Origin of the sequence: Tamlana flava (assembly GCF_041287255.1) — a bacterium.
In the GTDB taxonomy this organism is placed as follows: Bacteria; Bacteroidota; Bacteroidia; order Flavobacteriales; family Flavobacteriaceae; genus Tamlana; species Tamlana flava.
Genome location: NZ_JBGGTX010000004.1, coordinates 162159 through 178418, shown reverse-complemented (window position 1 = coordinate 178418; position 16260 = coordinate 162159). Strand labels below are relative to the sequence as shown.

The 16260-nt window shown below is 40.0% G+C and carries 5 protein-coding genes and 1 pseudogene; all 6 read right to left on the bottom strand.

Features of this window, described 5'->3' with window-relative positions:
- Positions 1-25 precede the first annotated feature (25 nt).
- The 6 genes and pseudogenes from lacZ to ACB104_RS12655 all read right to left on the bottom strand — a co-directional run bounded on the left by lacZ (position 26) and on the right by ACB104_RS12655 (position 16116).
- A complete protein-coding gene (lacZ, locus tag ACB104_RS12680; RefSeq protein WP_370479279.1) occupies positions 26-3127 on the bottom strand; it encodes a beta-galactosidase, LacZ type in 3102 nt (1033 codons plus the stop codon).
- Between the two features lie 68 nt (positions 3128-3195).
- Positions 3196-7260 (bottom strand): FG-GAP-like repeat-containing protein, encoded by a 4065-nt coding sequence (locus tag ACB104_RS12675; RefSeq protein ID WP_370479277.1) that lies wholly within the window; start codon positions 7258-7260, stop codon positions 3196-3198.
- 3 nt (positions 7261-7263) lie between these two features.
- Entirely contained in the window at positions 7264-10089 is a 2826-nt protein-coding gene (locus ACB104_RS12670) for a LamG-like jellyroll fold domain-containing protein (RefSeq protein WP_370479275.1), read from the bottom strand.
- A gap of 335 nt (positions 10090-10424) precedes the next feature.
- Positions 10425-14264: a LamG-like jellyroll fold domain-containing protein gene (locus tag ACB104_RS12665; RefSeq protein ID WP_370479273.1), complete on the bottom strand. Its 3840-nt coding sequence runs from the start codon at positions 14262-14264 to the stop codon at positions 10425-10427.
- A gap of 204 nt (positions 14265-14468) precedes the next feature.
- A pseudogene (locus ACB104_RS12660) lies at positions 14469-14630 on the bottom strand (hypothetical protein); the annotation flags it as partial.
- Positions 14631-14817: 187 nt separating this feature from the next.
- Positions 14818-16116, bottom strand: coding sequence for a vanadium-dependent haloperoxidase (locus ACB104_RS12655; RefSeq protein ID WP_370479271.1), 1299 nt, complete (start codon positions 16114-16116; stop codon positions 14818-14820).
- Positions 16117-16260 lie beyond the last annotated feature (144 nt).

Below are 16260 nucleotides of genomic sequence, written 5' to 3'. Positions count from 1 at the left end.
CGTTCCTTAATCCAAATTAAATTATCTAGTTAATTGGTTTTAAAATGTAACTAAATGAATATTGTTTATCCTCTAAACGATATTGTTTGTGCGGATAGGCTCCCCAGCTATCATCACCACCAACGCCTCGTTGTTTCAAATCAATATGCAGATATATTTTATCTTTTTCAACAACAATATCTGTTGGGTGTTTTTGAGCTTTGTTTTCTCCTCCATCCAAGGTTTCAGTGCTCATATTCAATGCACTAAATCCAAGAGGTTGTTCTCCAACAATTTTTAAACCTTTGTTATTTTTGTTCTTTAATTTTAGCCAACGCACATCTGTTTTATAACCAGTCTCTTGGGGTCTGATGTATTCCCAAGTGAATTGGTTTTCAACATCATCGCTGTAAATTCCAACAAAAGATGCCGTGTTTCTATCGGAATAATTTTCCCATGGACCTCTTCCATAATAGGTCAATCCATCAAAACTACCATCTAAAATCATGCGCATACCAAATCGTGGCATTTCGGGTAATACGTTAGAAGTCATATCAATACTGGAAGTTATTTTTATTGAGCCATCATTTTGAATCAGATAGTCAACCGTATAAGGAACATCCAATTCTGAAATGAAAAACTCCACTTTAATAGGAATACCAGCACCTGAGTTCTTGGCTAAAGTAACGTTTTCAACCTTTAAATTTTTGTGGGCATTTTTCCAAACGCCCAGTCGTTCCGGCATCTTATTGCCATAATCGTTGTCTGTGGGCGCTCTCCAAAAATAAGGCTCAGGGAATTTTTCAATAGTTCCCTCGTCACCTTTGGCGATATACTTTTGTAATTTACCTGTAGCCAAATTAAATTCCCCTTCAACCAAATCATTTGAAAATGAAAGAATGTCATCTTTCACTTTAAAAGCAATATTTCCATCTATATTGGCTTTTGAAACAAAATAATCACCTGATCCAAGATTAAATTGCTCACGAGCGACTTCATGGTTTTCGGGAATAGTTTCCGTTGCATTTTTCGTATAGGCATATACATCAAGGAAATATTCCTTATCACCCTCTAAAACTGGCAAATTTAATTTAACTTCTTTCGCTTCGTTCGGGGTTGCTGTAACTTCAAAAGCCTTATCTGCAACTACTTTTCCGTTCTCTTTTAAAACCCACTTGAAGTTATAATGATCTAGATTAGTAAAATTGTAGTTATTGGTTATTTCCAAAGTATCATCATTTAGTGAAAAAGAAATATCCTGATACACTTTTTTAACCTCATAAAGCGATGGATGAGGAGTTCTATCGGCCGACACCAAACCATTAGCACAAAAGTTTTGATCGTGCTGCAGGTTTTCACCTCCTAAATCACCACCATAAGCCCAAAACATTCTGCCATCTGGTGTTTCAGCTTTTAAGCCTTGGTCTACCCAATCCCAAATAAAACCACCTTGCATTTTTTTATTCATTTTCATGATATCAAAATACTCTTGAAAATTACCATTACTGTTGCCCATGGCATGAGAGTATTCACACATGATATAAGGGCGTGGGTCATCACCGTTAGCATAATCTTTCATATGCTCAATGCGCGGATACATCGGATCTACAATATCCGTATTTGGGTTTTGTCCTGCTTGTTCGAACTGCACAAAACGGGTTTTATCTCGATCTTTCAACCATTTGTAACCATCATAAAACACGGGTCCATTTCCACATTCGTTACCCATAGACCAAATAATGATTGACGCATGGTTTTTATCTTGCTCTAACATGCGTTTCATCCTATCCATGTGCGCTGGGGCCCACTCTGGCAAATAAGCCGGATGTTTACCTTTATCGAATTCAGATTGCCATTCCGCACCCATATCATGGGTTTCAATATTGGCTTCATCTACCACGTACATCCCCAACTCATCACATAAAGTATACAAATAGGGATCGTGCGGGTAATGGCTCATTCGAATCCCATTGACGTTGTTTTGCTTCATTATTTTTATGTCTTCCAACATAGTTGCCCTGTCAGGAGTATGTCCCTTTGTACCGTGGTGCTCATGAAGGTTTACTCCATTGACCATCAGTGGTTGTCCATTGACCATAAGTTGGGAATCCTTGATTTCAACTTTTCTAAAACCTATTTTTTTGGAAATAACCTGAGCTCCTTTTTTATCTGATAGTTTTAAAACCATACGATAAAGATTTGGGGTTTCCGCGCTCCATTTTGAAACATTATTTATCGTTGAAGCGAAATTAATTTTTGCATCGGAAGATTTAATTTTCTTTTCTTCTGAATAAACCACATTTCCGTTCTGATCGAAAAGTTTTATAGAAGCAACTTGCTTTTTTGGGGATTTCCCTTCAAATTTTCTTAAATCTACATTAACATTGAAAATACCATTTGTATAAATATCATCTAGACTGGCGGTTGCAAAAAAGTCCCATATTGTTTTTTTAGGAACAGCCTGTAAATACACATCGCGCTCCAAACCACTTAATCGCCAAAAATCCTGATCTTCTATATAACTGCCATCATGCCAGCGGAAAACTTGTACGGCAAGCAAATTTTCGCCTTTTTTCAAAAATGGGGTTATGTTAAATTCGGCAGCAGTCTTTGACGCTTTTGTCATTCCAACCTCCAGACCATTTAGGAATATACGGGCATAGCCAGAAATGGAACCAAAATTTATAAACACTTCACTTCCATCCCAATCACTTGGAACCGAAAATGTGCGTCTGTAACTACCAACAGGGTTATAATCGCCATCAATAAAAGGCGGATTTTTAGGAAAAGGGTAAATGATATTGGTATAAATTGGAATATCGTAACCTTGCATTTCCCAGTTTGAAGGTACTTCAATGGTTTTCCAGCCAGAAACATCTAAACCTGTTTCATAAAAATCCATTGGTCTTTCTTCTGGATTCTTAACAATATTAAATTGCCAAGTGCCATTTAAACTTTTGTAATATTTTGAATTTTGGGGTGTATCCGTAAGTGCAGATGCCTCATCGCCGTATAACACAAAAGAGGATCTTCCCGCTTCTTTGTTACGATCAATTATTTGTGGATTTTCCCATTCATTTGTTTCTTTCTGCGCATTCCCTAGCACAGTAAAAAGCAATAATACCAATGTTAATTTTAGATGTTTCATGTAATATTTAATAATGCCCGTTAATATTTTTTTTATTTAAACTTTAGTTGGTTACTCATTAATTTTAATTATTCCCTAACAACAACAATCTTTCTGGACAGGTCGTTAACCTTCAGCACGTACATACCCGTGGCCAATGACCTTGACAATGTTATCCTGGACACACCAGTGGCCTCATCGTACTCCCTATTAGGGATTTCCAGAAGCCTTCCGTTTATGTCGAACAGGTAGACCAAGTCATCCAAGGCCGTACCCGTAATGTATACCTTCATTGTGGTGACCGACACAGGGTTCGGGTAAACCCTCATGTCCACTACGGATATTGGCGTTGTGCCGTCCGTGAAGCCCTCAAAATACCTTGCCCCAAACTCAAAGGCCTCTTTTCCTATCTTTTCACCGATTATCCGTCCATTGATATCATCCGCCGGCGGATGTATGCCGCCCCAAATACGCGACAGGCTGCACTGGTCCGATGCGTCCCTATAGGTCGCCCACTGCAGGGTTACGTCCACCGAGGGCCCTTCCTCAAAAACCAAAAACTCGTTCTTCTTGGCAAAGAACTCGCCCATGCCACCGGGAAAATATGCATCGCCCGTTAGCAGGGTCAACACCTCGGCCGCCGCCCTTGAATAGGTCGAATGCCCTGAAACATAGCCCGCAAACGGTGGCGTGACGAACGTAGGACGCTGGTAGGGCCACCAGTTCTCTGCCAAAATCCAGCCCACGCCCGCTTCGTCAACCGCTGGGTCGTCTATATAATCATGCCCCTTCCAGGAGTAAAGCTTTATCTTACCAATGTTCTCATTGCTCTTGCCAGCCAGTGCGTCGCCCTCCTCAACAAGCTCGACCAAGCCCGGCATTAAGTGGATGCCCAAAGTATCATAGTTTGGCTTAGAGGCATCGGTGCACTGCCCCTTGGCGCACATATAGCGTATGGCCGATATGGGCCGTATATAGTCATACCACCCCTTAACGCCCCAAGATGCTATGGCAGAATCGTGCATGGCACCGCCCAAAATGAAATAGGCCTTCACGTCCCACTCCAAATCGAACAGGATATTGCCCTGACCGTTGAACCTTTTCTTTAAAAGCTCATGGTCGTTGATATAGTTCAGTATGGTAAACCAGTGCCCAGGTGGGGTCTCGGAGTCCGGGCCGTCCGCCCAGAACTCAGCCAATACCCGGGTATAGTCTCCACGGGGGACAACCTGTTCTTGATAAGGTTGTTTCGTTACCGGGTTCATCGCGTGCCCCGTGCCTATGTCACCTCCTTCGGCCTCTTTATAGAAATCTTTATAATCAGAAAACTTCTGTGGAAATTGGCTCGGTGAAATATTGCCAATAGATTTTGGCGAGATGTCCCACAGTACGCCATCGTTTGGATCCAGGTGGGAGCTCCAGCGTGATACCAACGTAAAGGTCCATTTGTAGTCATCGGAGGTAACCGACGGTGGTGCACCGGGATCATGGTACACGCTATAGTCGTGTCCGTCACGGGTATGGACGGTCCTCTCTCCTTCTTCCAATGAGAACGGATTGACATTGCCCCACTCGGGACTCAAAAAATCCGGGGTGACGCCCCCTATCACATTACCGCTCTGGTCTATAAAGGTATTGAAGCTAAGCGGCTGCCACCTTTCAGGGTCTATCGACCCCATCTGTGACTGGTCTGGCTGTGAAAGGTTCAAAGGCTCATTGACCGGCTCGTAAAAAATGTTCGCGTACTCGTTCTGCTCATTGGAGCCATCCTGCAGGCCGTAGGCTATCACCTGGCCCGCTATATAGTTGCCCAGTGCGATTGGGCTGCCCGTGCTATAATCCTCATCCGTTATTGATATATCGTAGCCAAGACCCTCCATGACCGCATCGAGAATAGCCTGCGAAAGTGTTGGGTTGGGTGAATGCTTAAACCGTTCCGACAACAGCCTGTAGGCCGCGTAGCTTATGGTCTTGTTCCTGGCCTGCGTTAATGGCTCGGCTGTTGAAAAAGCCTCAAAATCACTTTTAAAGCCATGCACCTCGTTGCCTATCAAATATGGGGTTGCCTTGTCGTCATAAATGGCCCAAGCATCATACATGGCCACACCCGTATGAAACAGGTTTCTTGCATGCACTGTTGGCCGCGCGTAATCTTTTCTGATGAGGCTGAGAAGCATCTCGTTCCAAAGACGTGCAACAGAATGCCCATCCAAATCTGTTGCACCTCCATCAATTAACGTTACCACTAATTCAATAATCTCCCCAGTACAAATTTTATTCGTAACCAATAATGTTATCCTACCCTGATTTTCAGTTCCCCACTTTACCGTAATACTATTTGGCCGCATTTCCAAAATCTCACCGCCCATAACCTGCCAATCTAAAACAGAATCGTCATCCAAAGAATAAGAATAGGTCTCAACACTATTCTTCTTTGTCTCTTTATTGCCTAAGATTTTACCCGTTTCTGGATATACACAAGCACCTGTACTTATTACAGCATTGGGATTGTATGTACAGGAGCTAGGGTCTGTACAGCCATAGAGTTTTATACTGGGCTGTATGTCCAAAATCTGATAGCCCTGGCCTTCCTTTGCTAAAATAGTCGTGTTGGTAGAAATGTTCGAGTAAGTTTCGATTAATCCTGAGGGCCAAATAATCTTAAGCTCCGAGACCGCATCATCTCTGCCAAGACCAAAATGTACTGGTCCCAGGTTTTGAGACAAAAAGCCTTTGCCAGAATAATACCTGTGTAATGACCCGCTTACCGTTTTCACTGAGAGTATTGAGCCAATCGCATCACGGTTAGAGACTGTTCCCTCCAATTTAACCTTGAACCAATTTATGTTCTCCGCTGCCCTAGATTGATCCAAAACGTCGTTTTCATAGAGGTAAGAAGGCCTATCATTGTTGGTTAAGTAGATGTCCAGGTCTCCGTCATTATCGAAGTCAAAGACTCCAGCTCCAACGCTTATTGTTTCCTCGCCCAACCCTATTGTACTTGAACGGTTAACAAAACTAACCTGGTTACTTGAAGCAAGGTTCTCAAAATATTCATTTTTCTCTACTCGTACTTTGAATCCATTAACCACAAACAAATCTTCATCCCGGTCAAGATCAAAATCTTGAAAAGCTACGTCCCAGGACCAACCCGTTCTTTGAACCTCAAGTGTTGGAGCCAAATCTTGAAATGTATAATTGCCATTATTGGTAAACAAAGCATTTCGTTCAATCGCAGTTATAAATAAATCAAAAAAACCATCATTATTGTAGTCCCCTATGGCCATTCCCATATCATCAGCAGAATGGAGCAGTCCAAAAGTATTGGCTCGTTCTACAAAACCGGCACCTTCTTGATTAATGAATAAATCACTAGTTTGGCCACTTCCATCGTTCGCCACATATAGATCTAACCAGCCATCACCGTTAAAATCAAAAGGAATGCTCTGATAAGAAAGCTTACTTAATGCACCATCAAAAATATTGCTAACATCCGAAAAAGTGCCATCTCCATTGTTCTTATAAAGTCGGTTACCTTCACAATCACTATCCCAATCAGAGATATAAATATCCAGAAATCCGTCTCTGTTATAATCAAACCAAGTTGCATCTGTGTTGATACAATCATTGTATTTTTTAAACCCAGCTTCAACGGTAACTTCCTTGAAACTTCCATCCATTTCATTATGAAACAGTTGCACTTTGTTGGTATGGGTCATGAACAAATCTGGGTAACCATCATTGTCAAAATCGCCCCAAAAAGCACCAAATTTAAAACCCGTTAAAGCCACAGATTCTTCTCCGGTCTCTCCAACAGGAAAAAGATTAACAAGACCAGAAGTTTCGGTCACGTCAGTAAAAGTTCCATCATTGTTATTGCTGAACAATTTGCTATGGCTATTGGCAATACCTTCCAGATCTTGGGCTTGAGCGACAACAAATATGTCCAAATCGCCATCCAAATCAAAATCTGCAATGGCAACACCATTATTTTCTTCTACTGAAGATAAGCCAGCATAAGCTTCAATGTGATGAAATGACTGTGCAAATAATCTATTATGGGAAAATAGAATAACTAGTAATGTAAAAAGGAAATAAATTAATTGCCCTTTTACAAAACCATCTATAAAATGATATTTAACCTTATTTTTCAAGTGCTAATTAACCACAAACCTTTTAACCGTAGAGTTTGTTCCGTTATCCAACTTAAGCAGATACATGCCGCGCGGCAGTTCAGAAATATCCAATATTGTTTTGCTTTCACTTATTTGATTTGTTGACAATGTTCGGCCGTGGAGGTCATAAATGCTCAAGCTCAATCGGCCGTTTACAACTGCAGAACTTAAATCCAAATGCAGTTCATCTTTGGCCGGTACTGGCCATAGAGTCAGGCTTTCCAACACACCAACATCTTCAACTGATAATGTTACACTGTGTAAATCTGAGATTTGCTCCGGAGACATTGCATAGTTGTACACCCTGAAATCATCAATCTTACCAGAGAAATATGCATGCTGGTTATATTGGCTTCGCCCAATATAGTTTTTAACGGCAACGATATCTTCTGGCCTTAAAGTAATTCCTGTGTTCTCCCCAACCAAGTCGCCATCAACATATATTTTTGCTCCCGAAGCACCAAGGGTCAGGGCCACATGTTTCCAGACTCCAGAAGTCAATTTTGGCACCGTTAGTGCCTGTTCGGTCGAGAATCCCCCTTTGGTGATAGCAAAGCGCATACCAAATCCCGCTCCATTTGGAGAAAGGGACATGTATTCTTCTTCCCCAATTCCGAAATCAAAGATGCGCTGTTGAAAGCCCCCTCCATTCCAATTTACCCATGCCGCCACGGTAATCTCTTGATGGTTGGCAATATCAGCCGGAAGTTGTACAAAATCATTCGAACCATCTAAATTAATTGCACCAGAACCAATATGACCTCCAGTAAAAGTTGCCCCACTTATTGCCCCATGGTTTAGGTTTATTGAACTGTCAAGAATATCCCCTTCAAAATCATATTGAGACACAAGGGCGTTATCCCCTGTTGCTGTTTCGGAATCCACATTAGAGTTTTCCGACCGGTTTAGTGAATTATCTTCTGCCCGGACCACATAGAAATACTCTACACCTGTTTTGGTCGTATTATCTATAAACGAAGTCAATGTTATGTTACGTGCAATGGTGTTATAGGGACCTGAAGCCGATTCTGATCTTAAAACGGTATAGCCTGAAACATCATTACTGGTGCTGGCCGTCCAATCCAACTTGATTGAAACATCTTGTCGGGTTGCAACTAAATTTGTTGGTGCAGTTGGTGCATCAAACTCTAATGGAACACCTACCGGTAATAGTCGCCATAAATATTCATCAGTATCTGGCGGTGACCATTGAATTACATTGGCACCCGGTGTCGAAACGCCGCCAGCAACTACAATAGCTTTGCTACTTTCCCCACTTCTTATTCGGAAATAACCATCTCCATCGTAGTCAAAGTACCATCTTTGGTTACTAGATCCACCGAATCCATAAATAAAAATGTTAGCTCCATTATTCAAATTAAATCCAGCTAAATCTAGTCTTTTTGTAGTGCTATTAGCCGGCTGAATGAAGTGATAGCTAAAATCCAGGCCTACACGTGAATCCACCGGTGTGATGTTCCAATGTTGGGTTGCAGCTCCAGAGTAAGTTCCTTGAAATACATTCGCTTCATTAGAATCACCTGCCACCGTCAATACCAAACCACTCTTTTTATTAATAACCACATACTGTCCATCAATAACAGGCTGTATATCATCACCCCAAGTAATATTGAAAACCTTTTCCCCATTAGTCTGACCATTTTGGTATATGGTTGGCCAATCCGCAGGATCGGCACCTGGTAATTCTAACACGAATTCGCGCTGTGGACCAACACCATCATAATAAACTGCTCGGTCTTTTGAAACATAGTTGTATGTTGTGTTGATGGCCTGACGCTCAGACCCTCCTATAAACCCTTGTACCTTACCTGAAGGAGTTCTATAAACCGCAGCTGCCGTCCAATTGAATCGATGCTCGGCATAGCCCAAACGCTCACCGTCGAAAGCCTTTACCATTTCACCACGGGCACGTTCAGCCGGCCCCCACCAAATACCTGTTTGCATGCCATATTCATAACCTACCAATGCTTCCGCAACATTATGCATCTCGTCCAATGTAGCATGGTGTCCATTGGCTCTTACGTTTGTTAAGAAACTAGCAAAGTTATCAAAATTACCCGCCAATTGGTGCGTATTCCCTTCATTTACTCCCGAGGGCCTTAAATAATCATACCAGTATTGCGCCTGGTCACAGTTTAATGTATTGCCTCCAGAAATCCTTATTCCGGTGAAAAAATCATCTTTGACCATTAATTGGTTAATCGCATACATATCATCAATAGAACCTTGTCCCCATCCAAAATCAGGTTCGTTGAACGCACCAATAGTAACAATATTATGCCCTGCGTTCTGATAGGCCTGTGCCGAAGCTTTTATAAGATTAAGCCATCTTTGAGGTTGACCCACATACCAAGGATCTACATATGGATCTGGCCCTTTTGAATGGTCGCAGTTCATAGCCAAAGTCATATTAGACCCTCCAAACGTATTTAAGATATAAAGTCTACCGTTTAGTTTATCTATTTGTTGTTGTGTGAGATCTGTTCCATTAACCAGTGGATAAGAAGGTTGGTGTGATACTCTTACAATATCCAATTGATCAAGGCCTCCAAAAAGTACGACACGGCGAAAGTTCTGCTCAGAATCCCAAGCTAAATCGGCTCCAAACTGAATAGTTTTAGATATTCCTTGATCGGTAATATCAAAAGGTACAACTCTATCTGCAACGGGTTGGGCTTTAAGATTATCGCTCGTACTAGCCTGCGCCTGAATTAAGTTGAGGTTAATGCCAAAAAATGACAAAAAGCTACATGAAACAATAATTTTAATTGTAATTTTTCTTAACATCTTTTTTAGTTTTAGTTGGTAAAACCTTCAAATTCTTCACTTAATCTTGAAAACGGTTTTACGAAAAGGAATCCGTGGTGTTCCTTATTGCAAAATTACCTAAAAGAATATATTTTATTAGGGGGCGAATTGTTAATAAATGGGACACATAATGTCCATTCTGTAAGATATCTTCATTTTTGGGCCTAAATAATTAATAACCCTATAATCAAATATACGGAATATTACCAAAATCTTCAAGTTGGCGGACTTGAATAAACACTAATAAAAAAGCCAACTTCATGATTGTTTTACGAAGTTGGCTGTATTATCTAAATTGATGTAAAACTTGAAAATTATCTTACCAATAATTTAGCAGCTTTTTGACCTTCATCAGTCTTAATCGTTGCAATCCATAAACCTGTTTTAAATTCAAAATCGGCATCGGTATTGGTTTTTAATGTTTTTACCAAAGCACCCGTAATGCTGTAAATATTAACTTCGGTTGTCGAGGTAACATTGGATACGTAAACACGGTTGCCAATGGCCCTAACATTTGCAAAAAATGGGGTAAAATTATCTTCAACGCCTAGAATGGTATCTGTCCTATATAATTCAAAGTCATCAATCCAAAATTCCGTTCCATTTGGAGAACCATCACATCCGTTAAATGACAACCAACTTGCCGATGGATTTGCACCCGTAGAAAATGAATAATCAATTAACTGCCACTCCCCTCCAGTATCAAAGGTTTCAACAACCGATGGGTCTGCATTATTTGCCGTAAAACCAACGCTTCCGCCAATGGTTTTTACATATACGTGCAAACGATAGGTGGCATTAGGCGCCCAAGCTACTGGATTAATATCTAATGCTGCATTACAGCCATTAAAAGTCACTTTTATATAGTCTCCACAATGTGCATCTACATTATCGGTCACCACTTGCCTTGTGCCACCATTAGCCCATCCTTGATAAGCAGCCAGATTATCGCATGATCTGTTTGGTGCTAAATTTTGTTCTCCCGCATAAAGAGGAACAAAACCGCAATCCTCATTATTTTCATTCACAACGACATCCGCTACTCTATACAATTCATAATTATCGATAAGAATTGCCGTGGCCGTTTCAGATTCACAACTATTAATGAAGATTAATCCAGTTCCGGCATTTGTGCCTGTGTTAAATTCGTAATCCACTATATCCCAAGATGAATTATTAAAAACAAAGGCAGCTGCACCATCAGTACCTGAAAACCCAACCTTGGCCGTGCCACCAACAGTTTTAGCTGCGAATCTTACACGATATGTACTATTGGGCTCCCAGTTAATAGGGAGGTCAAGTGAAGTACCACATCTACCATTTAATTTCATTGCATTTGGTCCACAATAGGTATCTGCTGTTTCTAAAACTTGGTTTGCAGCGCCCCAACCTTGATATGAATTAAAAGCATCCATTTCCGGGTCTGGAGTTAAATTTGTTTTATCGGTATACAAAGGCATAAAAGGACATTCCCCTGGAACGCTTATATCCTCACCAAACAAGGCTGTAATTTCCGATGCATTTAAAGCACGATTGTAAATTCTAAACTCATCAATAGCCCCATCTAAAAGAGGGTCTGGGTATTGCGATTTTCCAATATAATTTTGGGTGGTTGAACCCAAACTAGAAGGGTTAAGGGTGAAATTTTCCTTTCTACCAACCTCAACTCCATTTATATACATGATGCCCAAAGCACCATTCATAGTTATTGCAACATGAGTCCATGTATCTAAAACTGGAGTCGCAGAGGAATTAATTTGTTGTTCTGCACCATTGTTGAATTTTATAGCAAAACGGTAAGTGCCATTGTTACCATTTCGAGGGGTCAAAAACATATTAGTTGAAGTTCCTGTTCCAAAATCAAAAATACGTGCCCAATTATCAGTAGCATTTAATTTTACCCATGTGGTAATGGTAAAATCAGTTAAATCCTTCACAACACCATTTTCTATTTGCATATATGAATCGGCATCACCTGTTAAATTAATACCACCACCGCCTTTACCCGCAGCAGAGGCAACTGAAGGGAATAATGTTCCGTTGTAAACACCCCATTGGTCATACGGACTTGTCCCAAAAACTCCATTAAAATCGTAGTACAAATGCTGACCGGAATTAGGATCTGAGGCTACAATATCAGATTCGGGCGTTGTTCCCAAATCATTGAATGCCGAAATGGTATAATAATAAGTATTTCCGTTGACTGCGGTTAAGTCTGTATACTGAGTGGCCTCAAAACCTGTAGTGCCAATGGATGCGAAAGGTCCGGACTGTGACGCCGAACGCTTAATATCAAATTGAGAATCCACTTTAAAATCCCACTTTAATTTCGCTTGATTGTCGCCAGATCCTACCAATATGTTTTGAACAGTCCCACTTGGTTCTAACAACGTAAAGGTAGTTGCCATGGCCTCTGGTGAAGAAAATCCGCTTTCACCCCCAGCGTTTACGGGCCAAATTTTGTAATAATATGTCGTATCTGAATCTAGGTTAGTATCTTGAAAGCTGGTGCCAGTCACATTTGAGGCAACAAGCTCATACGCACCTCCAGAAGTGGTTGCTCTCCTTAAATTATAAGACACTGCGCTCTCCACAGTAGACCAACTTAAATCTATTTTTTTGGCTGAAACCGGAGCTGCATTTAACAATGATTGTACCGAAACAGCAATTTGCGCCGAAGTTGTTTCTGCATCATCCTTACCTAAAGTTTTTAAGTGATACAGGGCGTAACTAGGCAATGCATCAGTTGCAGTAAGCACCGTGTAATCAGGTGAATTATAGAATGAAGACCAACTAGTTTCTCCGCTTAACCTTCTTTCAACAATATAATTATTGACCAATTCACCATTTAAACCTCCCCAATGAAGGATGACGTTTTGAAAATCTTCTGAAATGGTGTAGGTTAATTTCTCTTGAAAAGGTTTCCAAGTGGGTACATATTCAGTAGCGGGGTTAAATGCTTTGGCCGACACTAAATCCCGAAGATACTGGCCCGTTGGTGTAAGGACCTTTATACGAGTGACATTTGGGCCATTATCATAACAAGGTGCTGACCAAGTTGATAGTACTTCGTTATCCAGATTTTGCAAGGCTGTTTGTAACCACTGATAACTTTGCCAATTAGGATTATTTGACTTCCAGCAATCATCAATTGTTAGTACTGCTGCTCTACAATCTTCAACCGCATTGTAAAAAGAATAGCGCTCTACATAGGGTTTACTTTCCAGAATATTTATAATGTTTGTAATATCCGCCAACTGTTTTGCAACATTGGCATCGGTTGCTAACCTGTTGCCACTTGGCCAGGCTTCATCCGTCCAATTAGCACCATTATTCCACTCGGTAATCCAAATAGGTCTTTTAAATGCATTCCATACATCATCTAATCGCCAAGACCAATTTTGCTGATTTATTGACCAGTAAGAATGTATCGCTATGAAATCTACACGAAAATTATTGGCTTCTGCTTCAGCCATAAACCCCCAAAGCCCATTGTAGGGGTCGGAATGTGCAGGTGAACCTACCCTCAATCCACTTTTCATGAAATATTTCCAGTTATCTATAACTACATCATTAGACAAGTTAGATTGGTCAGGTCTATCTGGTTCATTATAACCCAAAACATGCGTAATATTCGGCTTGGCTTCAATTTCGCCCCAACTTGGCCAATCTATCTTCTGTTTAATAGGCACATATTCCAATGTTCCACCAGAACTACCACTTGCAGACCAATCGTAGCGCCAACTAGCATTTACTCCAGTCCACTCATCCTGATACCAACCGGCCCATCCTTTTTTGGTTACATAATCATGCAGGGCCATCACTCTAATGAAGGATATGGTTCCATTAAGGTAAGGTGATTCTGCTGATAAATCAGGTATTTGCAATATGCCATCGTCAGCTCTAAAAACACGACTATAGCCTGTTCCATCAGAGCTTGTGGCAAATGTGGCCATATAGCCTTGTTGCAAGGTAAAAGACTTGATTGCGTTATCAAAAGCCCCTAAATTTGTGTAGGTATTGAAGATAGGATAGGTTTGAGAACTGCCAGTATAGTTCGTTTCATCATAAACCGTTAGTGGTGTTGTTTGGGCGCGTAGCTGAAAAGCAAAAAACACTACAGTAAGAAATAAATACTTAGTAAAATTTTTCATAGCAATAATTAGTTAATCTCGTTTCGTTTTGTGGTGTTTAGTTTTGGTTTAGTTCACTTTTACATATTTATTTTGGAAAAGTGATACAAAGTAATCATTGAATTTGTGCTTTACAAAGTTAATCGATTATCCACTTTTAAATGGGATAGATACCGGTAAAAGTAAGGGGGCAAAATGTCCAAACTTCTAAATTTGTACTGATAATCAATTTACCGTTTTTATAGCTGTAGTATTAGCTTCAAGTCCTTCGGAAGTGACCTTCAAACTTATGTCACCAGCTTCCTTAGTACTTTTAATAATCACCAAAGCACGTCCGTTCCAAGCTTTTCGGTTATTTGAAATATATAAATCAGTGTCTTTTAAATTGGCTTTGTCAACCCTAGCTCGGTAGTTTAAGAGCCATTTATATTATTGTGTATATGAAATACAACATTTTAATGCTCAAAAAACGAAATAATTCGTCATTAAATAATAGCTTGAAAGACCTTTTAAAGATGTTTTATAAAAATTTTCAGAAAAGCCACCTAGAAAAATATTTCTTTGGTGGTTTATTTTACTTCATTATGAGTTTTTTAGAAACATAACGACCTAAATCTCTACCTTGTTTGAGGCCCTTTTCTACAGCAGCTCTATAATGGATACCACCATATAATCTGCTTATGGCAGCTTCACTGGAAGCTTCATTAAAGGAATGGAATGTCCTAACCGGAAGACCATATCTGGTTTCGGTATCATCGGAAAATTCAAAATCATCACCAAAAATATCTGTCAATACAGTTGATGCGGCACCTGAAGCCACACTGTGACCACTTGAATATTCTGGAAACGGAGGAGTTTGTAAAACAGGTTTCCAATTATCATCTATACGCTTATTTATTAAAGTTTCTGGTCTTACTAAATTACTTCTGTATTTTTCATCCCAACAACTTATAAAGGCATCTGCAATCGCTAAAGACGTTTTGGTATAGGCATATACTGTTTCATCAAAATCACAATTCTTTTTTTTGCTTGCTATTTTCGTAATCCCTATCCAATGTGCCCCTGGGGTGATTTTTTTAACGGCAAACATTAAGTGCCCACGAGTTACAGAAGCATAAGGGTTGCAGTCCCAGAATTTAGCTATTGCCATTTCTTCAGAATCATCACCATTTTCTGAAATTTTTTTGCCGATATCATATACTTCCATTAACTCCTTATAAAAGGCACTTCCTTCTTCCATTGAGAATTTTGGTGGTGGAATTGGTGCGAACTGGCTTGCAGAATCTAGCACAAAAGGCCTTATTTTGTTCCAATGTGGTTCCAATCCATCCATATATGCAGGTGGTGTTGGCTGCCATTTTGATTCATCATCAGTTTGCAGGGTATATTTAGGCATGGTACGGGTTTGCTTATAATTGTCGCTACTTAACCACGACTTGATATGGTCGGCCACCTTTAATCCATAATTTTTGGCATTTTCAAACTCCGTTTTATTGGTCATTTCCCATTTAGTATATAAACTATCTCTAAATTGGGTCAATTTATCTTCAGAAAAAATAAGAGTTTTGCCGATTTCCATATAAGCTACCAAAGCTGCTAGCTGAGCATTTAATGGTAAGCTTTTTTGGTCATAAGCAGGTATTTCGATTAAATCTGGCAATTGCCCATTTAATGATTTGAGTGTGTCATTTTGGCTAGCAATAATTTCATAAGCAGCAACGTTTGTATAGGCAAATATCCTACTGGCAACTGGGGGTGAAAAAATATCATGCACCATGATTTCAATAACCTGATCTACAGCTGCATGATATTCGTTAGCTGTAACAACAATAGGTTCGCTTTGCTTCTTGCAACCAATAAATAAAATAAACATTAAGAGAACTGTTAATCTCAAAACATTTTTAATTTCTCTAATCATTTTTCTAGGTTTTTTTTTAGTCAATCTGAATTCAAGGACACAATTTTAGCAAAAAATCTCCAGGACTACATTTGTTCTGGAGATTTTTGTTTAATTCAA

Bases quoted from the DNA above. Each gene is read 5' to 3' on its own strand.
- ACB104_RS12665 (WP_370479273.1), bottom strand. From the start codon at position 14,264: ATGAAAAATTTTACTAAGTATTTATTTCTTACTGTAGTGTTTTTTGCT.
- ACB104_RS12655 (WP_370479271.1), bottom strand. From the start codon at position 16,116: ATGTTTATTTTATTTATTGGTTGCAAGAAGCAAAGCGAACCTATTGTT.
- ACB104_RS12670 (WP_370479275.1), bottom strand. From the start codon at position 10,089: ATGTTAAGAAAAATTACAATTAAAATTATTGTTTCATGTAGCTTTTTG.
- lacZ (WP_370479279.1), bottom strand. From the start codon at position 3,127: ATGAAACATCTAAAATTAACATTGGTATTATTGCTTTTTACTGTGCTA.